The following is a 22,537-nucleotide window of genomic DNA, read 5'->3' on the forward strand; positions in this document are numbered from 1 at the left end:
CCTGGAGAATCCTGCACACCGACTACCGCAGACCGCTCGCGACCTTCACGGAAACGATCTCCTGTGTCATCGGGCTGCACTTCTACAGGATCGCCTGTGAATAGACCTCGATCACCATCGTCCGGGCCCGGTGCCGCAACATCAACTCCTGCATGACCAGGCCGGATTCGATTGTCTTACCCAGACCGACATCATCGGCGATCAATAAGTTGGTCCGTGGCATCGCCAACGCCCGCACCACCGGGTCAAGCTGGTAGTCCTCGATTTCCACGCCGGAACGGAACGGGGCCTGCAACGCCGTACGGTCGGCCGAGGCAATCGCGCCCCAACGGACCGCGTCGAGGAATGCGTCCAGTTGGGCCGGGTCGTCGAACCCGTCACCCGGACCGGGCAGGACGGTGGAGTCGTGCACCGCCCGACCGGGCTCCAACTCCCAGACCACCCGCAACTCCTCGTCGCGGGCGTCGTCCTCGACGCTGATCAGCTGCACCAGGTGCGGCGCCTGCCCGGTGAACACCTGCGGGTCGGCGCTGGCGACCTCGCCGCGATGCACCTGCGCCGCCACCCACCTGCGGTTTCGCACCGTCACCAGTTGGCCTTCGGCGGGCACCGCCGACTGGTCCGTCAGGGTTGTGACAGCAGATCCACCACGCTGACCATCGTCGATAGTTTGGTGCGAGATGTCCGAACGGCCCATTCCATACGTACGTGCCTCCACTCTGCACCTTTCGTCGTTCTCCGCGCTCGGAACTGTTGCGTAGCATGGGCTCTCCGCGAACGCAGGCGTGCAGGCTAGTGCAATTCGTCCACACAGTCGACAGGGGTTACGACAGTGGCCAAGCTCGGAATCGCCAAGGACTTCCTGGCCGACTATGCCAAGCTGCAAAAACCCGTTCAGAAATCGGTTTCCGCCGTGATCGACAAGTTCGCGGCACACACCCACGCCGGCATCCACCTGGAGAAACTCGCCAACGCCAAGGACTCCCGCATCCGCACCATCCGGATCACCCAGTTCTACCGGGGCGTCGTACTCGCCCCGACCAGCGGCGACGAGTTCCTGCTGCTCACCGTCCTGCCCCACGACGACGCCATCGAGTACGCCACCAGCCGGCGGTTCACCGTCAACCAGGCCCTCGGCGTCCTCGAGGTCCGCAACCAGCAGGCCCTCGACAGCATCGAGCCAGCCCTGCAGCAGGCCGCCAGGGCCAACCCGAGCATGCTGTTCAGCCGGGTCAACGACGCCGACCTGATCCGACTCGGCGTCGACGCCGACATCCTCCCCCTGGTCCGGCTGCTCACCACCGAAGCGCACCTGGAAGCCCTGGCGAACCTGCTACCCGCCGCCCAGTACGACGCACTCACCGGCCTCGCCGCCGGATACACCCCGGAGCAGGTCTGGGACGAGGTCAGCGCACACCTGCCGACCAGCGCACCCGCCGAGCCGGTCGACCCGGACGACCTGGCCGCCGCCGCCGCCCGCACCCCGGACCGCTTCCACCTGGTCTCCGGCCCCGCCGAGCTGGCCAGCATCCTCGCCCACCCGTTCGACGCCTGGCGGGTCTTCCTGCACCCGACCCAACGGGAGATCGCCCACCGCCCGTCGTACGCCGGACCGGCGCTGGTCACCGGCGGTGCCGGCACCGGCAAGACGGTGACCGCCCTGCACCGGGCGGTGTTCCTCGCCGCCCGGATCACCGGCGGCCCGGACCGGCTGCTGCTGACCACCTTCACCCGCAACCTCGCCGACGCCCTCGACCGGCAGCTCGGCCTGCTCACCGACGATGCGCCGATACGGGACCGGATCGACGTGCTGAACGTCGACCGGCTCGCCTACCGGATCGTCGCCGAAACCCTCGGCCGCCAACCGGTCATCGCCGACGCCAGGACCGTCACCCGACCGCTGTGGGAACAGGCCGCCGACGCCACCGGCGGGCAGCACAGCGCCACCTTCCTGCAACGCGAATGGGAACAGGTGATCCTGGCCCAGGGCATCACCGAGCCGGCCGGCTACCTCGCCGCCCGCCGGCACGGCCGCGGCGCACCGCTGCGCGCCGACCAGCGGCTCGCCGTCTGGGAAGCGATCCGGCAGGTCACCGACGCGCTGCGGCAACAGGACCAGCACACCCACCTGCAGCTGGCCGACCAGGCGGCGAAGATCCTCGCCGAACGGCCGGACCGCCCGTACCGGCACGTCATCGTCGACGAAGGCCAGGACCTGCACCCGGCCCAGTGGCGACTGCTGCGGGCCGCCGTCGCCGCCGGCCCCGACGACCTGTTCATCGTCGCCGACCCGCACCAGCGCATCTACGACAACCATGTGTCGCTGGGCAGCCTCGGCGTCGGGATCCGCGGCCGCAGCCGCAAGCTGACCATCAACTACCGCACCACCCAGGAGATCCTCGCCTGGTCGGTGCGGCTGCTCACCGGCGTGCACCCGACCGGGCTGGACGACCAGCAGGACGACCTGACCGGCTACCGGTCGCCGATGCACGGCCGCCGGCCCCGGGTAGCCGGCCACCCGGACCGGGACGCCGAGCACGACCAGCTCGTCACCCAGGTACGCAGCTGGATCGACGACGGGGTCGAGCCACACGCGATCGCCGTCGCCGCCCGCAACGGCCACCTGGCCCGCGCCGCCCGCGACCGGCTCGGCACCGCCGGCATCCCGGTCAGCACCCCCACCGCCAGCAAGACCAACGCGGTACGGGTCGGCACCATGCACGCGATGAAAGGGCTCGAGTTCCGCTGCGTCGCGGCGATCGGCGTCGACGCCGACACCATGCCGGCCCGCTCGACGATCACCGCAGCCGACGACGACCCCACCGCGCACCGGCACGACCTGCAACGGGAACGCTGCCTGCTCTTCGTCGCCTGCACCCGCGCCCGGGACTCGCTCTACGTCTCCTACGCCGGTGCGCCCAGCCCGTTCCTCGACGCCCGGCCCACCCACTGACCAACCCCTTGAACCCTCCGCCACACAGCCCTGCTCAACGGACTCATGGCGGGGACCGCCCGTCGAGCCCGCCTCAACACTCGGCCGTCGAGGCGGGCTCGACGCAGACAGAGAGCCGGTGCGGGAAGTCGATCGAGCGAACGCCCCCGGTCGACCGGTAGGTCACCGTGACGGGTGGGGCCTCCCACAGGCCGGGCCGAACGGCCGTGATCTTGAATACGGTCGAGTAGCGTTCCCGGCTGGCATCGCTCGGCAGCAGCTCGACCGAAGCCGGGTCGACGGCGGTCAGACCAGGTGCGAACACGGGCGGGAACCGGTCGGTGAAGCCGACTCCGTCGGGTTGGTCCGGCGCCAGCGCCACCAGGCCGACGGAGTCCACGCTGACGACCGCCGAGTCGCTGGTCGCCATCTCAACGGAGATCAGCTGGACCGGAGAGCTTGTCACGTTCCGGAAGACGACCAGGCCGTCGTAGCGGCTCTGGCTGACCTCCAGCTGTGAGCTGTGCTGGCTGCCGCGCCCGGCCGATTCGAGGGCGACACCCCGATGATCGTCGTCGGCCAGGCCTGCGGACGACGACTGCCTGGGCGCCCCGCTATCCGGGCCGTCCGAGCCGCCGGTGCACCCGGCGACGCCGAACGCCAGGACCACAGCGAGGCCCAGGGCGGTAGGCAGCCTTCCCATGTCTCCCCACGTCACCCCTTGTTAACACCCGCCCTGCGGGTTCGGATACCACCAGGCCGTCGCCGGGTAGTCGTCCCGCTTCCAGCAGTAGTAGTTCGAACTGTGTGACGCGAGTGGGGCGTACGCCACCGCGTCAGCCGACGTGGTCACCGTGCAGTTGGTGTTGAGCCGATGCTTCCTGAAGCCGAACAGCCGGCCTTCTTTCGTCCGTACCAGGCGGGACGTCACCCCCGACGACAGCGGGATCGAGTGGCTCCAGCTGGTCGTGTGGCTCGACCCGACGGTGAGGTCGACACCGAAGGTGGTCTCAGCCGACGCGACGAGCGCACCGGCCGAGACCGAAAAGCTCGCCGACGTGGTGACCGAGATGTCGATCGTGCCGCTACCGGTGAAGTCGATGGACCCGGGACCGGTCTGCCAGTCGCTCGCGGTGTCGGTGGAGATCCAGACCTTCTGTGGCGACCAGACCTCGTAGGTCTCCTCGATCGGGCAGGCCTGGGGGACCATGTCGGCGGCCCGCACCGGAGCGACCGCGAGCAACGACAGCGCCGTGCCGGCCGCCACGACCATGGCGGCCCGTACCCCGCTCGGCAGGCACCCCCGCCCCATCAACAACAATGATCGGGACATATCGATACGGTAGGCGGGCCAGTCCACGGACCACAAGGCGGACCCGGGCAGCACGGTGCAAGATCTCCGACAGACGCCTCGGCACTCAGGTCAGGCCGGGGGTCAGCAGGCCGCTCTCGTACGCGAGGATGACCAACTGGGCGCGGTCGTGCGCGTACAGCTTGGTCATGATCCGGTTGACGTGGGTCTTCGCCGTGTGCGGCGAGATCACCAGGTCCTGGGCGATCTGCTGGTTCGACCGGCCGCGCGCGACCAGCAGCAGCACCTCGCGTTCCCGGTCGGTCAACTGGTCGAGCGCCTCGCTGGCCGGATTCGGCCGGCTCACCGCTGCGGCCGGTGCGTGGCCTGGCAGCACGTACCGCTCGATGAGGCTGCGGGTCGCGGCCGGCGACAGCAGCGCCTCACCGGCGTGCACCGCGCGGACCGCCCGGACGATCTCCTCCGGCTCCGCACCCTTGCCGATGAAGCCGCTGGCACCCGCCCGCAGCGCCGCCACCAGGTACTCGTCCTCCTCGAACGTGGTGAGGATCAGCACCCGGGTGTCGGCCAGCGCCGGGTCGGCGCAGATGGCCGCCGTCGCGCCGATGCCGTCGAGTTGCGGCATCCGGATGTCCATCAGTACGACGTCGGGACGCAGCGACCCGGCGAGCCCGACGGCCTGCGTACCGTTGACGGCTTCGCCGACGACGCTGATCTCGTCGTGGTCGGTCAGGATGTCGGTCACGGCCTGGCGGATCAGTGGCTGGTCGTCGACGACGAGCACGCTGGTCACCGGGGTTCCTCCTTGGGTAGCGGCAGGGTGGCGGCGAGCCGGTAGCCGCCCGGGGACAGGCCGGTTTCGACGACGCCACGGACCGAGGCGACCCGTTCCCGCAGACCGACCAGTCCGTGCCCGCTGCTGGGCACCTCGGGCCGGTCGTCGGCCGACCGGCCGGACACCGGATTCGTGACCATCACGTGGATCCGGTCAGGGTCGACCTCGACCTGGACATGCGCGCGATGCCCGGCACCATGCTTATGGGCGTTGGTCAGGCCTTCCTGGATCACCCGGTAGGCGACCACGTCGACCGCGCCAGTGACCGCCGACAGATCCCCGTCGGTACGCAGCGACACGTGGAGCCCGGCCCCGGTGAACCCGGCGACCAGCTGGTCGAGCCGGTGCATACCCGGCTGCGGGGCGGTCGCCGCCCCGTTGGCCGGGTCGTCGTCCTCGGTCCGCAGCACCCGCAGCAGGTCGCCGATCTCGGTGAGCACGGTCCGGGCCGCGCCCCGGATGACGCCGAGCGACTGCTGGGCCCGGTCAGGGCGGGTCTGCAGCGCCGACGAGGCCACCCCGGCGTTCAAACTGATCACCGAGATCTGGTGAGCGACGACGTCGTGCAGGTCACGGGCGATCCGCAGCCGTTCCTCGGTCACCCGTCGACGGGCCTCCGATTCGCGGGTCTGTTCGGCACGCTCGGCGCGTTCGAGGATAGCGAGCAGGTACTCCCGCCGGGACCGGGTGGCGTCGCCAGCGGCGGCCGCGAACGCGACCAGGACGATGACCTGGAACGCCCGGGGATCGAACACGCTCCCGATTGCCGTCAGGAGGTTGAGTAGGGTCGTCGCGACAACGGCGGCGCAGGCTGTGGTGAGCGTGGTCCGCCGGTCCGTGCGGTTCGCCGCGCCGAACATAGCGATCGACACCGCGAGCACCACGCCCGGCTCCAGCGCCCCGGTGGCCGCCACCAGACCGTAGACCGCGATACAGCCGGCCAGCACCGGCAGCGGCCAGCGCCGCCGCAGCGGCAGCAGCACGGCCGGGACGATCGCCAGGGCGACGGTGACCGGTCCGGCCTGCTCATGCTCGGGGACTTTGAACGGGGTGAGCGCCGTCGCGACGATGATCACCGCCGCGACGAGGTCACCGACCCACGGCGGTACGCGCGGACGCCGATGTCTCGGGTCCGCCGGCCCGGCCGTAGTGGTCGTCATGGCCCCAGTCTGCCGGCCGCCGTGACCGGGCAGGTCCACCTGTCGCGGTAATCCCCGATACCGCGCACGCGGTACGCGGGTGCCCGCCGCAGAGTGACGCGGCGGGCCGGGCCGTTGACGACGATGGAGACACCAGCCGGAAAGCGGCCTGGTCGGCGAATACGAGGAGTCCGATGGAAAGCCCTGTCATCTCGGCTGTCAACGTACAGAAAACGTACGGCCGGGGCGCGAACAGCTTCGACGCGTTGAAGGGAGTAAACTTCGACATACATGACGGGGAAAGCGTCGCGATCCTCGGCAAGAGCGGGTCGGGCAAGTCGACCCTGATGCACATTCTCGCGCTGCTGGACGCGCCAACGTCGGGCTCGATCATGCTCGGCGGCGTCGATACCCGTACGCTGCGGGGCAGCCGGCTCAACCAGACCCGCAACAAGACCTTCGGGTTCGTCTTCCAGCAGTTCTTCCTCACCTCGAACATCTCGGTGCTCGACAACGTCATGCTTCCGATGAAGATCGCCGGCGTGGGGCGCACCGAGCGCAGACGGCGCGGCATGGCCGCCTTGGAGCAACTGGAGCTGGTTGACAAGGCGAAGAACAAGGCCGCGAATCTTTCCGGTGGGCAGAAACAACGCGTGGTGATCGCGCGGGCGCTGGTGAACAATCCGCGGATCATCTTCGCCGACGAGCCCACCGGCAACCTCGATTCCGCGACCGGCACGGTGGTGGAGGACATTCTCTTCGGCCTCAACCGGCAGAACGGCATCACCCTGATCGTCGTCACCCACGACGAGGAGCTCGCGGCGCGCTGCGACCGCCGCATCCTCGTCCGGGACGGTCAGCTGGTCAGCGACTCGGCGGCGGTGCCGGCATGAAGATCTCCGACCTGGTCGGTTCGGCCACCGCGAACACCTTCCGGTCCAAGACCCGCACGCTGCTGACGATCCTGGCGATCTTCATCGGCGCATTCACCCTGACCCTGACCAGCGGGCTCGGCACCGGCATCAACGCGTACATCGACGACACGGTGACCGCGATCGGCGCCTCTGACGTCATGACGGTCGTGAAGACCTCCGAGCAGGGCGACGGGTTCGGCACCGCCGACGCCGGGCCGGCCGAGTACGACCCGGACACGGTGTCGAGCGGGGAGGCCGGGCCACCCGGGCAGACGGTCGTCGCGCTCACCCCGGCGGATCTCGAAGCGCTGGCCGACATCGAAGGTGTGCTCGACGTGCAGCCCACCAGGTCGATCAGCGCTGACTACATCCAGGTCGGCGACGGTACGCGCTACGTCGTCGACGTCGGCGGGCTGGTCGCCGGGCAGCAGACGCCGCTGGCGGCCGGGGCCGAGCCGGACAACTCGTCCGCCCAGCCGCAGCTCGCACTCCCGACGTCGTACGTCGAACCCCTCGGCTTCGCCGACGAGGCGGCTGCGCTCGGCGAGACCGTCTCGATCGCGGTCACCGACGCCGAGCGCACCCGGCAGGTGATCGAGGCGACGATCGTCGGGGTGGCCGAGGAGACCCTGGCGACCCCGGCCGGAGCCAGCATCGTGCCCAACGACGCGCTGACCGACGCGCTGTTCGACGCGCAGAACACCGGCATCCCCGCCGTCGAGGCGCAGCGGTACGCCCAGGCGAGCATCTGGTTCGACCCCGCCGCGACCGACGAGCAGATCGACGCGCTGAAGGATCGACTGGCCGACGCCGGCTACACCGGGAGCACGGTCGCCGACCAACTCGGGGCGTTCCGGACCGTCATCGACGGCATCGTCTGGGTGCTCAACGCCTTCGCGGTGATCGCGCTGCTGGCGGCGAGCTTCGGGATCGTCAACACCCTGTTCATGTCGGTGCAGGAGCGCACCCGCGAGATCGGCTTGATGAAGGCGATGGGCATGGGCTCCGGCAAGGTGTTCGGCCTGTTCAGCCTGGAGGCCACGGTCATCGGTTTCCTTGGTAGCGCGATCGGTGCGGTGTTGGCGATCGTGGCCGGTACGGCGATCAGCAGCGCGCTGGCCGACGGTTTCCTGTCGGACCTGCCCGGACTGACGCTGATCGCGTTCGAGCCGGCCCCGATCGCGATGATCATCCTGCTGGTGATGGCGATCGCGTTCCTGGCCGGCACGCTGCCGGCGTCGCGGGCGGCCCGGGCCGATCCGGTCGAATCGCTGCGCTACGAGTAGCAGCGACCGGGCCGGTCGACGGTCGGCAAGCACCACGTGCCTGGCGGGATCCGTTCCCGCCCGGCACGTCCCCGCTGCCAATCAGGCTCCCAAGGTCGGTCAGGACGGAAAGTACGAGTTGGTGGTGGCACTGCTGTACGGGGAGTAGTTCCAGTAGTGGTACATCAGGGGCAGCTGACCCCACTTGGACCGTACGTACCTGCTGGTGCCGACCCAGATGCCGGAGTGATCGTCACTGGCGTACGACAGCTTCATGCTGGAGAACCAGATGTACGGCGGGTGCCAGCGGGTGTAGCTGCCATCGAGCCAGTACTGGTCGTCACCGGGGCTGTTCATCCACCGGTTGTTCGCGCTGGAAGTGCTGTACCAGGCGTATGAGTGGCAGTTGTACATGCGCGAGGCGTTGCTTTCCCGGGTGGCCGACGGATAAAAGCTGTCCACGTAGTTGTTGCCGTTGGTGATCTCGGCGCTGGTCAGCTCGTACGTCCTGGTGATCACCGTGACCGGGGTGCCGTTGGGGGTGTAGACGGTGCTGTAGTAGTCCAGCGTCCCGACGTCGTCGCTGACCGGGTGCGCGACGCTGGGATCGGCCAGGTGTGCCCGTACGGCGGCAACGGTGGTCTCGACCGCGCCCGGCCGCAGTTGCAGGCCCTCCCGCAGCAACTCCGAGCGGGTCCAGTCCCAGCCTTCCCGGATCGCGAGCGTGCGGCCCAGCAGCACCGCGGTCGGTTCCAGGCTGGCCTGGCTGTACGTCTTGGCGTCGGCCTGCTTGGCTCGGTGTACGGCGAGTCCGACGTGCAGCAACTCCGCGGACTGCGCCGTGGTCAGGGTGGCCAGCACCTGCGGCTGGGCGAGGACGGTTTCCAGTTTCCATGCGGTCATGACCCGGTCACCTGCTTCATCGAGCGTCTCACCGGGGCGGGCCGCAAGGTTCAGGGTCCGGTAGCGCTTCAGCAGTTCCTGGCCGGCGTCGGGGCGGCGGAGCAGTTCCTGCAGTCCGGTGAAGCGTGCGGTGACGGTCTCGAAGCCTTGTTGGACGCTGTTGAAGGCCAGGGCGTCGGGCAGCAGCGGGTACGCCAGGACGGCGTCGACGAGCAGCGGGGTCCGCAAGGCGGCGGCGGTCTTGTCCGGCATCTGTACGGCGTCGACCATCTCCTGGTGGCTGCTCAGCGCGCGCCACTGCGCGGTGCCGGGGGTTACCTGGTAGATGAAGGGTCGGTCGGCGGCCGAGACCGGGGTGCCGGGCGTGAGGGTGGCGACGAGGGCGCCGGTGATCGCTGCGACGAGGGCGCGCCGGGTGAGGCGGGCGGGACGGGACATCCGTGATCCTCTCGAGGAAGAACTGGATCGACACAGGAACACCATGATCGACAAGAATCGATCTGTGTCGCCCCGGAACGTTACCAGGGTCCACGGTTGTGGAATGGTCGCAAATTCAAGCAGGAGACGGTCAGTGTCAGACATTCATTGGACACCAGACCAGAGGGCGACATGATCGCCCGATGCCGCCCTCCCGTGCCAAACGTCCACCCCCAGGACCGCGCGGACATCCACTGGCCGGACAGCGGTGAGGCAGCTGTCGGCCGGCCATGGGCGCTGCGTACCACCTGGACGACCGTGCTGGACCGAATCGCCGACCCCGACCGGACCACCTTCTGACCAAAGCGGGACGCCGCCAAGTCAGACAACTGCCAGGATTGTTTTTCATATTTGCTATTGTCTAAGTAATTTTGCCATGTTAGCGCTTGCATCAGCATCGACACACAACAAAACTGTCAATATCCAGTAAGCCTGAGATCCCCAGTCACATTCAGGAGGGAACAGTGCGGCTCAGCCACACGACCAGTCGGGCCACCCGGCTGCTCGCCGTCGCCGTCGGCGTAGTCACCGCCGGCGCGCTCGCCCTGCCATCCGCCGGGGCAGCCGCCCCGGTCGTCTACACCGCCAGCGAACTAGCCCAGGTCAGCGACCTGGTGGAAGCCTCCGGCGTCGAAGGGATCGCCTGGCACGTCGACAGCGCCTCCGGTCGCGTCGTGGTGACCGCCGACAGCAGCGTCTCCCGCGCCGAGATCGCCAAGATCCGGCTGGCCGCACGCGGCAAGGCCAGCGCGATCCGGGTCGAGCGTACGTCCGGCGTCTTCACCCGGCTGGTCTCGTCCGGCGACCCGATCTACGGCAGCGGCGGCCGGTGCTCGCTCGGGTTCAACGCCGTACGCGGCAGCACCTACTACTTCCTCACCGCCGGGCACTGCGGTGAGGTGGTCAGCACCTGGTACAGCAACTCCGCGCAGACCAACCTGATCGGCCCGACCATCGACTACAGCTTCCCCGGTGACGACTACGCGCTGGTCCGCTACGACAACCCGGCGCAGAGCCACCCGGGTGGGTTCAGCGTCGGCGACGCCTTCGTCGGGCAGTCGGTGACCCGCACCGGTTCGACCACCGGCACCCACAGCGGTACGGTCACCGCGCTCAACGCCCGGGTCCGCTACCTGGGCAGCGGGGTCGTCCGCGGTCTGATCCGGACCAACGTCTGCGCCGAGCCGGGCGACTCCGGCGGCCCGCTCTACTCCGGGTCGACCGCGCTGGGCCTCACCTCGGGCGGCAGCGGCAACTGCCGGACCGGCGGCACGACCTTCTACCAGCCGGTGCGCGAGGCGGTCGACGAGTACGACGTGACGATCTACTGATCGGCCCGGTTGGCCGTCGCCGCTGATCCCGACCGGCGGCCGCCGCCACTGGTCGATCCGCGGCCGGGCCAGCAGATGCTGCACCAGCAGCGCCTGCCGGGCCACCACCGGCGACGTGTGACAGGCCCGGGACACCAGGTTCCGGTACCGGTTGACCAGACCGGTACCGACCGGCCGGTGGCCCGTGGTCCGGGGATCGGCGAAGTCGGCTCCGACGGCGGTACGCCACAGTGCGTCGACCGCCCGGCCGGCCCGACGGTAGAAGGCACCGGCCAGCCGTGGCGAGGTCGGCCCGTACCGCCGCAGCGCCCGGTCCAACGCCCGAGCCTGCCGGGCGGCGGAGGTCACACCTTGCGCGTGGATCGGGTTGAGGCTGCAGATCGCGTCGCCCAGGACCAGGAATCCGGCCGGGGTACGGCGCAGCCGTTCCACCTGCCGGCGCTGATCGGTGGCGATCCGGTGGGTCAGCACCGGGCTGAGCGCTTCGGCCTTGGTCAGCACGTCGGCGATGGTGGGTGACGGGAGCTCCCGGGCGAAGTTCTCGAACTCGACCGGGTCACTCGGCGGCACCTCCCCGTGCCGGGAGCCGATGGTGATCAGCCAGCGGTCGCCTTCCACCGGCACCATGGTGCCGGTCCGGTGGCCGCCGGCCCGGTCGTCGACCACGACCGCGAGGGCACCGTCGAGGTCATCCGGGCCCCGCCGGACCAGCTGCGACGCGTACGCCGCGTCGACCCGTACCGCCGCGACCTCCGGTGCCGGGAAGCCAAGCTCGGCCAACTGGTCCAGGAAGCGGGTGTTGCGCCCGGTACAGGCGACGACCAGGTCGGCCCGGTGCTCGACCCCGTCCACCCGGACACCGGTGACCCGGGCATCGTCGACGCTGGCGCCGAGCATCCGGGCGCCGGCAGTCCGGCCGGTCGCGACGACCAGGCCGTCGACCGCGGTCCGGTCGACGACGGTCACGTTGCGCCGCTGCCGCAGCAGGCACCGACGGACCGCGTCCTCCAGCAGCGGCCGACTCGCCGACATGGCGAGGAACCCGAGGTCGGGACGGGCCCGGTAGCCGCCGCCCTGATGCCACACCAGGTCGGCGCCGTGCAGTGGGACGGCACCGGCGGCGGCCAGTTCCCCGGTGAGCCCGGGGAACCAGCCGTCAAGGAGCCGCCGACCGGCCGCCAGCAGCAGGTGGCCGTGGCGGCCCTGCGGGACGCCCCGGCGTGGCACCGCGTCGTCGGGCAGCCGGTCCCGTTCCAGGACCGTCACCCGATCGACGTGGTCGCTCAGCACCCGCGCGGTGGCCAGACCGGCGATTCCCGCCCCGATCACGATCGCGCTGGTGCCGTCGCTGTCGCTCACCCTTGTTTCGCCCTTCCGGGTCGAACCCGCCGACCCGCCGACAGGTCCTACGATCATCGGGCCGCGACCGGACACGGCGCGTGATGGAGATCTGAGGATTCTCTGAGGAAGGGCTGAGCCTCAGGGTTCAGCCCAAACCCCTCAGGGTTCAGCCCAGACCGAAGCGTTCGGCGTGGATCTGGGCGTTCGGCACGCCGATGGCCCGGACACTGTCGACGACGGCGGTGGTCATCGCCGGCGGCCCGCAGACGAACACCTCGCGTTCGGTGATGTCCGGCACCCGTGCGAGCAGGTTCTCCGGGTCGAACGGCCGGTTCGGCGGCGACCCGGACCCGGTGCGCCCGGTCAGCACGTGCAGCTGCGCACCCTGCGCGGCGGCCAGCCCTTGCAGCTCGCCGAGGAGCACCGCGTCGGTCTCCTTGGCCGCCCGGTAGAGCACCACCGTCGAACCGCCCGACTCCTCCAGCAGCGCCCGGATCGGGGTGACCCCGACGCCACCGGCGACCAGCAGGGTCTTGTCCAGTTTGCGGTGCAGGTTGGTGAATGCGCCGTACGGCCCCTCGATGAAGACCCGGTTGCCGACCTTCAGGTGCCGTAGCCCGGCGCTGGTCTTGCCGGCGGCCTTCGCGGTCAGCCGCAGGGAACGTCCGTCGGGTGCCGCCGACAGCGAGAACGGGTTCGCCTGCCACCAGCGGTTGTGACCGGGGAACCGCCAGATGCAGAACTGCCCGGCGCGCGACGGCAGCCGGTCCAGATGCCGGCCGGTGACGTACACCGAGGTCACGTTGTCGGCCTCGGGCACCACGGCGGCGACCCGGAACTGGTGGTACGCGTTGCGCCACAGCGGGACGATCGCCCGGTTGACGATCAGCGACCCGATCACCAGTGCCCACAGTGTCCACCAGTAGATGTTGGCCGGGGCCGAGTCGAAGGTGGTGGTCTCCATGAACTGGTGCACCAGGCCGGCCAGCAGCGCGAGGTAGATCAGCACGTGCAGGCTGTGCCAGGCCTCGTACGGCAGGCGGCGGCGGGCGTACCGGATGGAGGCCCCGACCACGACGATCATGATGCCGGCGGCGATCATCCCGAGCAGCGAGGCGGTCACCCCGGCCAGGCTCAGGAACGTCTCGCCGAAGCCCATGTCGTACAGGGTGGCGTAGCCGGCGATCACGAACACGGCGTGCAGCATCACGGTCCAGAACAGACCGAAACCGATCCACCGGTGCCAAGCGGTGAGCCGGTCCATCCCGAGCCGCCGGTCCAGCCAGGGAATCCGGGCCACCAGGGTCAGCTGCAGCATCATGATCATGGCGGCGTGCAGGCCGAAGAACTTGGCGACGGTCAGCACCGGGTGCTTGCCCTGGCCGTACGCGAAGAAGGCCACTTCGAGGATCAACAGGTTGGCAGCCAGCACACCCCACAGGGTCCAGCGGGCCAAGGTCATCGGGGGGATGCCGGTCGGAGGGGTCGGGGTGGGGGTGGCCTCCATCGCGTCTCGCACGCGATTGGGATCGCCGTACAGCCGGCTCACTGCCTTACTCCCTGCTATCAGTTACTATCAATCGAATACCGGGAACGGTGCCCCGCCGCCGGCGCTGGTGGCAACCGGCGGACGTTCGGGTCCGGTTCGATCATGAAGCAGGCATGCTCCGCCACGCTTGGCGGAGATCTGAGGATTCTCTGAGGATCCGCGTGCCGGGGGCACGGGTACCGCTCAGAGCCGACGGTACGGCTCAGAGCAGCTCGTGGCGTACCACGTTCTCCTCCCGGCCGGGACCGACGCCGACCACGCTGACCCGGGCCCGGCACAGCTCCTCGATCCGGGCGATGTAGCGCCGGGCGTTGACCGGCAGCTCCGCCTCGGTGCGGGCCGCGGTGATGTCCTCCCACCAGCCGTCGTGCTCCTCGTAGATCGGCGTGGCGTGGTGGAAGCCGGTCTGGGTCATCGGCATGTCGTCGAACCGCTCGCCGTCGATCTCGTAGCCGACGCAGATCGGCACCTTCGCCAGCCCGGTCAGCACGTCGAGCTTGGTGACGACCAGGTCGGTGATGCCGTTGAGCCGTACGGCGTACCGGCCGACGACCGCATCGAACCAGCCGCAGCGACGCTCCCGACCGGTGGTGGTGCCGTACTCGGCACCGATCTTGCGCAGATGGTCACCGGCGGCGTCGAACAGCTCGGTCGGGAACGGCCCGGAGCCGACCCGGGTGGTGTACGCCTTGGTCACCCCGATCACCTTGGTGATCGCGGTCGGCGGGATGCCGGTGCCCACGCAGGCCCCGCCCGACGTGGGGTTGGACGAGGTCACGAACGGGTACGTGCCGTGGTCCATGTCGAGCATGGTGGCCTGCGCGCCCTCCAGCAGCACCGTGTCGCCCCGGTCGAGGGCGTCCCAGAGGATCGCCCGGGTCTCGGCGATGTGCGGACGCAGCCGCTGGGCGTACGCCAGGTACTCCTCGACCACCGCGTCCAGGTCGAGCGCCTTGCGGTTGTAGACCTTGAACAGGATCTGGTTCTTCTCCCGCAGCGCCAGCTCGAGCTTCTTGCGCAGAATGCCGGGGTCGAGCAGGTCCTGCACCCGGATGCCCATCCGGGCCACCTTGTCGCCGTACGCCGGCCCGATGCCGCGCCCGGTGGTGCCGATCCGCGACGATCCGAGGTAGCGCTCGACCACCCTGTCCAGCGCCCGGTGGTGCGGCATGATCAGGTGCGCGTCGCCGGAGATCCGCAGCCGGGAGACGTCCACGCCGCGTTCGGCGAGGCCGTCGATCTCGGTCAGCAGGACCTTCGGGTCGACCACCACCCCGTTACCGATGATGATCATCGCGTTCGGGGAGAGCGCACCGGACGGCATCAGGTGCAGGGCGTACTTCTGCCCGTCCGGCGTGATCACGGTGTGCCCGGCGTTGTTGCCGCCGGAGAACCGCACCACGTAGTGGACCCGCTCGCCAAGCAGGTCGGTAACCTTGCCCTTGCCCTCGTCACCCCATTGCGCGCCGAGCAGCACGATCGCTGGCATCTTTGTGTAACCCGCCTCCATGGGGCTCGGGTGCCAGGTGGCGACCGCGTGGCAAGCCCGAGGAGTCAGGCTAACAAGGGTCACGAACCTGGTGGACGTGGCCGCAGAGATCGGCGGAAGGCGGCGACGGTGTACGACGTGGTGCTGCTGACACTCGGCAGCCAGCCGGACGCGGGCTGCGACGGCGGCTGCGGTGTCAGCTGCGGCACGGCACTCACCCGGGCGAAGCCGGACTGCGCCGAACCGGTCCGGGTGCCGGTGCTGACCTGCCGGGACGCGCTGGTCGCCGCCGGCGCGCGGGTCGAGACGGTGACCGCACGCTCGGACCGGGAGATCGACGACGTCCTCGCACGACTGGACGGCCCGGCCCGGCCGGACGGTCTGACCTGGCCCGACGACGACGGCAAGACCCGGCTGATCGTCGCCACGGCCGCCGACGGGCAGCTGCGGGCGGTGCTGCGCCGGATGGTACGCCGCTACGCCCCGCCACCGAGCCGGCGACCCGCCGACCTGGCCGACTCCCGGACCCTGCCGGACCTGCCGGCGATCGGGGTACTGCCGCTCGACCCCGGCACCGACACCCGACGGGCAAGCGCAACCGGTATCCCGCCGGCCGACCTGGCCGGCCGGCTCGCCCTGCCCAGGGAGCCGGCCGCAGTCGCCGCCGCGGTCCTCGGCGGCCGGCAGCGGCGGCTGGACCTGCTGCGTACCGACGGTGGCTCGGTGACCCTGGACGGCGCGCTGCTGGGTGCCGCCGACGAGCACGACCACCCGTTACCCTGGCGCGGACGGATCGAGGTCGATGACGCCGTACTGAGCGCGGGCAACGACCCGCTGTTGGCCTGCGTGGTGGCGAACGCCGACGGATACGCCCGGCTGGCGGAGGTGGAACTGGTGGCCCGAGCGGACCCGGCGGACGGGGTGCTGGAGGTGGCGGTGGCGGTGCCGGTGAAGACCAGGTCGTGGTGGCGCGGCGAGCGGGTACGCATCGAGATCCGCCGGGCCCGTGGTCGCGCGGCGGCGGTCACCCCGCGCGACGGCGAACTACCGTTCCTGGATGACGGGGTGGCGGGCGGCTTGACCCGGAAACGCTCCTGGTGGGTGGAACCAGGCGCCTGGGCCGTGTACACATACTGACCTGGTATGCGACGCTAAGTAGCGACTGACCTGCACATCCTCGGGTTGTCCGTGGGGGGCTAGGGGGGTACTACGCAGTGCACGACAACACCGATCCGGGGCGTTCGACCGACGCTGACGGAGGCCAGGTGGAGGAGCCGTTCTGGCCGCCGGACGAGGTCGTGGCCACTCCCCGCAACGATCAGACCATCGCGGTACCGGTCATCCCAACGGTGACGTCCGGAGCCGAGGTCCGGCCCGACAACGGCAGGACGGCCGGCAACGGTCGGTTGCCCGCCGACCGCGACCCGGAGCTGCCGCATTCGCCGGCGTCGCCGTGGGCGCAGCCACCCAGCAGGTTGACCAGCCGCTCGACCGGTGCTGCTGGTTCTGGGGGCACCGCCCGCGACGGTGGCACCGGCGGCGATGCTGGTCCGTCCGGTGCCGTGCCGCCGGCTCCCCGGCGGTCACCGGAGCAGCCCGTACCGTTGGCGGAGCAACCCGTACCGCCGGCGGACGCGGCCGCGCCCACGTCGGAGGCTGCCGCGCCCACGTCGGAGGCGCCCGGCCGGCCGCACCCGACACCGCCCCGGCCCGGCCCGACCCACCCCCGCCAGCCGCATCCTGGTCCCAGCCGGCCCGCCCCGCCACCCGGTCAGACGCCGACGCCGCCCCCACTACCGCCGCCTGGGCCAACCGGCCCCGGCCGGCCGAGTGAGCCTCGGGAAGAGGTGACGGAACCCGCGCCGGGCCAGCCCGCCGACCCGTGGGCCCCGCCCGCCGCCGGCCCGGTGTCGGCAGCCGCGTCGGTGTCGGCAGCCGGCTGGGACGACTGGACCCCGACGGACAGCGGAGCCTGGTCACCCCCAGCGCCAGCGCCTACCCAGACTCCGGCGGCGTCGGCGTACCAGCAGGTGAGTCCGGGCGTGACCGAGCTGCCCCGACAGCCGTACCAGGAAGCGCCCGGGGTGCACCGGATGCCGTCGCCTCCGGTGCCGGACGCTCCGGTGCCGCCGCCACGGTCGGCGATGTTCGACTCGGGCTACCCGGTGCCGCCCGGGGTGCTCGGGTCGGTGCAGCAAGGTCCCACCCAGCAGGGTCCCGCGTACCAGGATCCCCTGCGGCAGCCGGCCGCGCCGACGCACCAGCAGGCCAGCCCGTCGGCCGACGGCAGCCAACTGCCGGCGGGCTGGACACCCGAGTCGTTCGTGCCGACCGCCGAGGAGTTCGCCCTGCGGCGGGCGACGAAACCGGCCGACCCGGTCGCCACGATGGGGGTCCGGGCCGCGCTCAACCGGACCACGCTGGGCCTGGTCAAGCTGCCGCCGGGGCAGCACGAGCAGGAGATCCGGCGGGACGTCGAAATGGTGCGCCGCAACTTCGGTGGGCTGCGCCAGGTCACCGTGGTCAACCCGAAGGGCGGGGCCGGCAAGACCGTCGCCATCCTGATGCTGGCCATGACGTTCGGGCAGAAGCGCGGCGGCTACGTGCTGGCCTGGGACAACAACGAGACACAGGGCACCCTCGGCATGCGCGCCCAGCAGGACTTCCACTCCCGTACGGTCCGGGACATGCTGCGCGACCTGCGCCTGTTCCAGGGGTCACACGGCCGGGTCGGCGACCTGTCGCAGTACGTGCGGGCGCAGGGCGAAGGCATGTTCGACGTGCTCGCCTCGGACGAGTCGGCCACCGCCGGCGAGATGCTGACCGCCGCCGCGTTCGCCGAGATCCGTGAGGTGGTCAGCCGGTTCTACAAGTTGATCTTCGTGGACACCGGGAACAACGTACGGGCACAGAACTGGCAGGCGGCGATCGACGCCACCGACCAGCTCGTGGTGACCATGTCGGCCCGCAACGACTCCGCCGAGCCGGCCGCCCGGATGCTCGACCACCTGGAGCAGACCGGCCGGCAGCGGCTGGTCCGCCAGGCGGTCACCGTCATCTCCATGCCGCCGTCCCGCCGGGAGATCGACCTGGCGCCGATCCACCGGCACTTCGCCGCCCGCACCCGTACGGTGCTGCTGGCACCGTACGAGCGGATCATCGACAGCGGGGAACCGATCCGGTACGGGCAGTTGTCCGCGACGTTCCGGCAGGCATGGCTGAAGATCGCCTCGGCGGTGGCCGAAGGGCTCTGAGCCGTCAACTGCTGGCGAGAGCGTCCCCGGCGGCCGGGTCGCAGTCCCGCAGGAACTGCGCGCACCGGGCGGCCTCGTCGCTCTCACCGATCTCGCCGGCCGCCCGGGACAGCAGGTGCAGGCAGGCCAGGAAACCCTGGTTCGGCCGGTGCGACCAGGGCACCGGGCCGTGCCCCTTCCAGCCGCTGCGGCGCAGCTGGTCCAGGCCCCGGTGGTAGCCGGTGCGGGCGTAGGCGTACGCGGCGACGACCTCGCCCCTGGTGAACGCACGCTGGGCGAGCACCGCCCAGGCCCGACTGTAGGTGGGGTGGCGGCCGGCGGCAGCGGCGTACGCCTCCTCGGTGTCCACCTGGGCAGCCTCGGCAAGAGCCGCCTCGGCCTGCTCGTCGCCGGGCAGCGTGGTGGCCGGCGGTTCGGGCAACAGGTTCTGCATTTTGCCCATTCAACCTGTATTCGCAGCGACATGGTGTCTGAACGGATGAGTCCTTCGTCACGCGTGCGGCGGGTGTGCCGATGCCGGTACTCGACTAGAAATAGAGGTCCGGAGCCTCCCCAGGAACCGGTTTGGGAAGCCCGGTGGCCTCGTGCCACCGGGCTTCGCTGTACGACCGGGCTTCGCTGCGCCACGCCCCGCCGGTTGCGGCGGTACGGAAAAATGGCCGGATGCCCACGCCACCTCCCGCAGCGCTGTCCGGCGACTACGACTCCACCCCGCACGAGGTGGAGTCCCGCGCCGAGCTCGACCATCATCTGCGCGCCGGCAGCCTGGCCGGGCTGACCGTGCAGGGACTGCAGCTCGACGTACCGCCGGTGCCCGACCTGACCGACATCGACCTCACCGACACGTTGTTCCTGGGCTGTTCGTTCCCGTCGGCGGCGGCGGAAGCGGAGCTGGTGCGCCGGGGCGCGCACGTGGTCCCACCGTTCGCCGGGCGGCCGTACCCGAGCCACCCGCCCCGGCTGTACACCCCGGCCGACCTGGCTGCCGGTTTCGCCGAGCACGGTGCCGACAGAATGTACGACAACCTGGTCTACCGGCATTTCCGCCGACACGGCGGTGCCCAGCCGCAGATCCGGGAGGCGTTGGCCCAGCGGCTGCACGACCACGGCATCGACAACGCGCTCACCGACGCCACCCGGACCTGGATCGACCGGTACGGGCCGGCCTCGGTGATCGGGGTGATGGGCGGGCACGCGGTGCCGCGCGGCACCTCCGCGTACCGACTGGCCGCCACGCTCGGCTGGGAGCTGGCCCGAGCCGGCCGGCTGGTGGTCACCGGCGGTGGACCGGGCGTGATGGAGGCGGCGAACCTCGGCGCGTACCTGAGCAGCCACGACGCAGAGGAGCTGACCGACGCCATCGACCTGCTGGCCGGCGCGCCGGACTACGCCGACCAGCAGCCGTACACCGCCGCGGCGCTGGCGGTCCGCGACCGGTACCCGGTCGACGCGGCGGTGACCGACGACGCCGGCTCCGGCTGGGCGCGGGCCGGCGGGCTCGCCGTCCCCACCTGGCTGTACGGGCACGAACCGGCCAACCTGTTCGCCGGCCGGATCGCCAAGTACTTCTGCAACGCCGTCCGGGAGGACACCATCCTGCGGCTGGCCCGGGGCGGCATCGTGTTCGCGCCGGGCCGGGCCGGCACCGTGCAGGAGGTGTTCCAGGCGGCCACGAAGACGTTCTACGGCACCGACGGGGCCAGCGGCCCGTACGTCTTCCTGGACCGCGCCTTCTGGACCCAGACCCTGCCGGTCGAGGCGATGCTGGCGCCGCTGCTGGCGCTGTCCCCGGCCGGCGACCTGTCCCCGCTGATCCGGCTCACCGACGACGTGCACGAGGCGGTCGCGCTGCTCACCGCCGACGCGCTGCCGCCGGTCGTACCGCACCAGGTCACCAGGTCGAGCTGACCTTCGGCTCAGGGCACGACGTCGGCGACGACGCAGGCGACGTTGTCCGGGGCACCCGCCTGGTACGCCAGGTCGATCACCGTGCGTACCGTCTCGGCCGGGTCGAGCCCGGCGGCGACCGCGGCGGCGAGGTCGTCGTCGGGCACCACCGCCCAGACCCCGTCGGAGCAGAGCAGATACCGGTCGTACGCGACGATCCGATGCGCCGCGTACGCCGGTTTCGCCGTCCCGGTGCCGTCCAGCGCCTGGGTGAGCAGCGCCCGCCGCCGGTGTGCCAGCGCCAGCGCCGGGTCGAGCCGGCCGGCGTCCACCAGCGCCTGCACGTAGCTGTCGTCGCGGGTGAGCCGGGTCAGTGCGCCGCCCCGCCACCGGTACGCCCGGGTGTCGCCGACGTGCACCAGCTCGAACCGGTCGCCGACCTGCAGCAACGCGGTCACCGTACTGACCGGCGACGCACCCGTGCCGGCACCCACCTGGCGGATCGCGTCGTCGGCGGCGCGGTACGCGTCCGCCAGGGCCGTGCCCGGCGCATCCGCCAGGACCGTGCCCGGCGCATCCGACGGTCCGGTGTCGAGCTGCGCGAGCGCCTTGATCACCGCGCTGCTGGCCTGCGCCCCACCCGGGCCGGCGGCACCGTCGGCGACCGCGAGCAGTCGGCGTCCGGCGTACGCCCGGTCCTCGTTGCTGGTCCGCACCCGGCCGATGTCGGTACGGACGGCGCTACGCAGGCCGTAGCCTGCCGGTCGGTCGGTCATTGTCGTTCTCCTCGTCTGGAGTTCCGCGACGAGGCTGGTCACGAGTTGTTCCCTGGCCGCCGTCTCGGCCTGGGTGGCCGACCACCAGCGGGCGATCTCCCCGGCGACGGCCACCGGGTCGTCCGGCCAGTGCGCGCAGACCTGCCGAACGCGGCGCAGCGGCATCCCGCCACGCCGCAGCCGGGCCATTAACCGGGCCAGCTCCAGCTGCTCCGGCCGGTAGTAGCGGTAGCCGGACTCCGGGTCGACGGCCGCCGGCCGGAGCAGCCCCGTGTCGGCGTAGATCCGCAACGCCTTGACCGTCAGTCCGGCGGCGCGGGCGAACGCGCCGATGGTGAGCAGCCGCATCGTGCCCCTCCTCGTGCCGGCCGTGGTCGACCGGCAAGGGTCATGCTGTGGTCGGCCCCAAGGTCCGGGTCAAGCCCGTCGGCGGGGTCGGGCCAAGCATCGGTGGGCTCAGGCGACGGGGCGGCGGCGCCAGGCGACGATCGGCAGCTCGACGTCGGGCTCGGCGGACAGGCCGTTCTCGTCGAGGGCGTTCTGTACGGCCAACCGGGCCCCGTCGAAAAGGAACTCGACGGCGTGCAGCACGTGCGGACGCCAGTGCGACGGCATGATCCGCTCGATCACGTTGACCGCCCGCAGCGGTCGGCCCCGGGCCGGCAGAGGCGCCGGATGCCGGTCGCTGTGCCAGTCCAGCCGCAGGCCGGGCAGGTCCAGCGGCATGGACATGTCGACCTGGTTCCAGGTGATCGCGCACTCGTCGAACTTGCGGTGGGTGACCTCGACGTTGACGTCACCGAAGCCGAGAATGACCGGGCCGTTGGCGTACCAGGTGTCCAGGTCGAGGTCCCACATCAGCCAGGTGTCGACCAGCGGACGTCCGATGATGCGGGAGAAGCGGGCCCGGTGGGCGGCGGCGAGCGTCGCGGCGTCGTGGCACCACTGTGGCTCGTACCCATCGATGCCGAGCACGACCGACCTCCGCAGCGGACCACTCTGAATCGGTAGATCCTACCGGTGTGGTTCGTACGACGGCGACGGGGGGGGGGGGGGGGGGGGGGGGGGGGGGGGGGGGGGGGGGGGGGGGGGGGGGGGGGGGGGGGGGGGGGGGGGGGGGGGGGGAGGGGGGG

General features: G+C 70.8%; 19 protein-coding genes and 2 pseudogenes. 8 read left to right on the forward strand and 13 right to left on the reverse strand.

Translation table 11 applies throughout. The features are described from left to right. Positions 1-82: 82 nt before the first annotated feature. Positions 83-589 (reverse strand): hypothetical protein, encoded by a 507-nt coding sequence (locus ACXAHD_RS22520; protein WP_475052977.1) that lies wholly within the window; start codon positions 587-589, stop codon positions 83-85. 243 nt (positions 590-832) lie between these two features. Between ACXAHD_RS22520 and ACXAHD_RS22525 the strand changes: the two genes are divergently transcribed. After that, positions 833-2,953: a UvrD-helicase domain-containing protein gene (locus ACXAHD_RS22525; protein ID WP_289211800.1), complete on the forward strand. Its 2,121-nt coding sequence runs from the start codon at positions 833-835 to the stop codon at positions 2,951-2,953. 73 nt (positions 2,954-3,026) lie between these two features. On the opposite strand, the gene ACXAHD_RS22530 is transcribed toward ACXAHD_RS22525, so the two are convergent. The 4 genes from ACXAHD_RS22530 to ACXAHD_RS22545 form a co-directional block, all read right to left on the reverse strand. After that, the gene (locus ACXAHD_RS22530) at positions 3,027-3,635 is read right to left on the reverse strand and encodes a hypothetical protein (RefSeq protein ID WP_281552477.1); all 609 of its coding nucleotides are present in this window, start codon (positions 3,633-3,635) and stop codon (positions 3,027-3,029) included. 21 nt (positions 3,636-3,656) lie between these two features. Then, positions 3,657-4,265: a hypothetical protein gene (locus tag ACXAHD_RS22535; protein ID WP_281552476.1), complete on the reverse strand. Its 609-nt coding sequence runs from the start codon at positions 4,263-4,265 to the stop codon at positions 3,657-3,659. 85 nt (positions 4,266-4,350) lie between these two features. Continuing rightward, positions 4,351-5,037, reverse strand: coding sequence for a response regulator (locus ACXAHD_RS22540; protein WP_289211799.1), 687 nt, complete (start codon positions 5,035-5,037; stop codon positions 4,351-4,353). Continuing rightward, positions 5,034-6,239 carry a sensor histidine kinase gene (locus ACXAHD_RS22545; RefSeq protein ID WP_289211798.1) on the reverse strand — a complete coding sequence of 402 codons (1,206 nt, stop codon included), beginning with the start codon at positions 6,237-6,239 and terminating at the stop codon, positions 5,034-5,036. Before ACXAHD_RS22545 ends, ACXAHD_RS22540 begins: the two co-directional genes overlap by 4 nt. A gap of 173 nt (positions 6,240-6,412) precedes the next feature. Between ACXAHD_RS22545 and ACXAHD_RS22550 the strand changes: the two genes are divergently transcribed. Both ACXAHD_RS22550 and ACXAHD_RS22555 read left to right on the forward strand, forming a co-directional pair. Then, on the forward strand, positions 6,413-7,111 hold the full coding sequence (locus ACXAHD_RS22550) for an ABC transporter ATP-binding protein (protein WP_281552473.1): 699 nt from the start codon (positions 6,413-6,415) through the stop codon (positions 7,109-7,111). After that, complete coding sequence (locus ACXAHD_RS22555) at positions 7,108-8,418, forward strand: ABC transporter permease (RefSeq protein WP_289211797.1); 1,311 nt, start codon at positions 7,108-7,110, stop codon at positions 8,416-8,418. Before ACXAHD_RS22550 ends, ACXAHD_RS22555 begins: the two co-directional genes overlap by 4 nt. Positions 8,419-8,517: 99 nt before the next feature. Here ACXAHD_RS22555 and ACXAHD_RS22560 read toward each other — a convergent pair whose 3' ends face one another. Beyond that, positions 8,518-9,738 (reverse strand): hypothetical protein, encoded by a 1,221-nt coding sequence (locus ACXAHD_RS22560; RefSeq protein ID WP_281552471.1) that lies wholly within the window; start codon positions 9,736-9,738, stop codon positions 8,518-8,520. A 195-nt stretch (positions 9,739-9,933) separates the two neighbouring features. Between ACXAHD_RS22560 and ACXAHD_RS22565 the strand changes: the two genes are divergently transcribed. After that, positions 9,934-10,077, forward strand: a complete 144-nt coding sequence (locus tag ACXAHD_RS22565; RefSeq protein ID WP_281552470.1) for a hypothetical protein — start codon at positions 9,934-9,936, stop codon at positions 10,075-10,077. 314 nt (positions 10,078-10,391) lie between these two features. Further along, the gene (locus ACXAHD_RS22570) at positions 10,392-11,108 is read left to right on the forward strand and encodes a S1 family peptidase (RefSeq protein WP_475052992.1); all 717 of its coding nucleotides are present in this window, start codon (positions 10,392-10,394) and stop codon (positions 11,106-11,108) included. A 396-nt stretch (positions 11,109-11,504) separates the two neighbouring features. On the opposite strand, the pseudogene ACXAHD_RS22575 reads toward ACXAHD_RS22570, so the two are convergent. The 3 genes and pseudogenes from ACXAHD_RS22575 to ACXAHD_RS22585 form a co-directional block, all read right to left on the reverse strand. Further along, positions 11,505-12,524: pseudogene (locus ACXAHD_RS22575) on the reverse strand (FAD-dependent oxidoreductase); the annotation flags it as partial. Between the two features lie 91 nt (positions 12,525-12,615). Beyond that, positions 12,616-13,968 carry a ferredoxin reductase family protein gene (locus tag ACXAHD_RS22580; RefSeq protein ID WP_278172652.1) on the reverse strand — a complete coding sequence of 451 codons (1,353 nt, stop codon included), beginning with the start codon at positions 13,966-13,968 and terminating at the stop codon, positions 12,616-12,618. A gap of 232 nt (positions 13,969-14,200) precedes the next feature. Then, positions 14,201-15,487, reverse strand: a complete 1,287-nt coding sequence (locus ACXAHD_RS22585; protein ID WP_281552466.1) for an adenylosuccinate synthase — start codon at positions 15,485-15,487, stop codon at positions 14,201-14,203. Between the two features lie 129 nt (positions 15,488-15,616). On the opposite strand from ACXAHD_RS22585, the gene ACXAHD_RS22590 reads away from it, so the two are divergent. Continuing rightward, the gene (locus ACXAHD_RS22590; RefSeq protein WP_281552465.1) at positions 15,617-16,624 is read left to right on the forward strand and encodes a hypothetical protein; all 1,008 of its coding nucleotides are present in this window, start codon (positions 15,617-15,619) and stop codon (positions 16,622-16,624) included. A 181-nt stretch (positions 16,625-16,805) separates the two neighbouring features. Here ACXAHD_RS22590 and ACXAHD_RS22595 read toward each other — a convergent pair whose 3' ends face one another. After that, a complete protein-coding gene (locus ACXAHD_RS22595) occupies positions 16,806-17,003 on the reverse strand; it encodes a hypothetical protein (RefSeq protein WP_281555824.1) in 198 nt (65 codons plus the stop codon). Between the two features lie 283 nt (positions 17,004-17,286). Between ACXAHD_RS22595 and ACXAHD_RS22600 the strand changes: the two are divergent. Next, a pseudogene (locus ACXAHD_RS22600) lies at positions 17,287-18,741 on the forward strand (MinD/ParA family ATP-binding protein); the annotation flags it as partial. Between the two features lie 4 nt (positions 18,742-18,745). Here ACXAHD_RS22600 and ACXAHD_RS22605 read toward each other — a convergent pair. Further along, positions 18,746-19,174: a DUF3151 domain-containing protein gene (locus ACXAHD_RS22605; protein ID WP_281552464.1), complete on the reverse strand. Its 429-nt coding sequence runs from the start codon at positions 19,172-19,174 to the stop codon at positions 18,746-18,748. 230 nt (positions 19,175-19,404) lie between these two features. Between ACXAHD_RS22605 and ACXAHD_RS22610 the strand changes: the two genes are divergently transcribed. Then, entirely contained in the window at positions 19,405-20,649 is a 1,245-nt protein-coding gene (locus ACXAHD_RS22610) for an LOG family protein (protein ID WP_475052987.1), read from the forward strand. Positions 20,650-20,657: 8 nt separating this feature from the next. Here ACXAHD_RS22610 and ACXAHD_RS22615 read toward each other — a convergent pair whose 3' ends face one another. Both ACXAHD_RS22615 and ACXAHD_RS22620 read right to left on the reverse strand, forming a co-directional pair. After that, positions 20,658-21,752 carry a MerR family transcriptional regulator gene (locus ACXAHD_RS22615; protein ID WP_475052989.1) on the reverse strand — a complete coding sequence of 365 codons (1,095 nt, stop codon included), beginning with the start codon at positions 21,750-21,752 and terminating at the stop codon, positions 20,658-20,660. 108 nt (positions 21,753-21,860) lie between these two features. Further along, a complete protein-coding gene (locus tag ACXAHD_RS22620) occupies positions 21,861-22,379 on the reverse strand; it encodes a hypothetical protein (RefSeq protein WP_278172659.1) in 519 nt (172 codons plus the stop codon). Positions 22,380-22,537 lie beyond the last annotated feature (158 nt).

It is taken from the genome of Micromonospora sp. ABR4_055 (assembly GCF_056160425.1).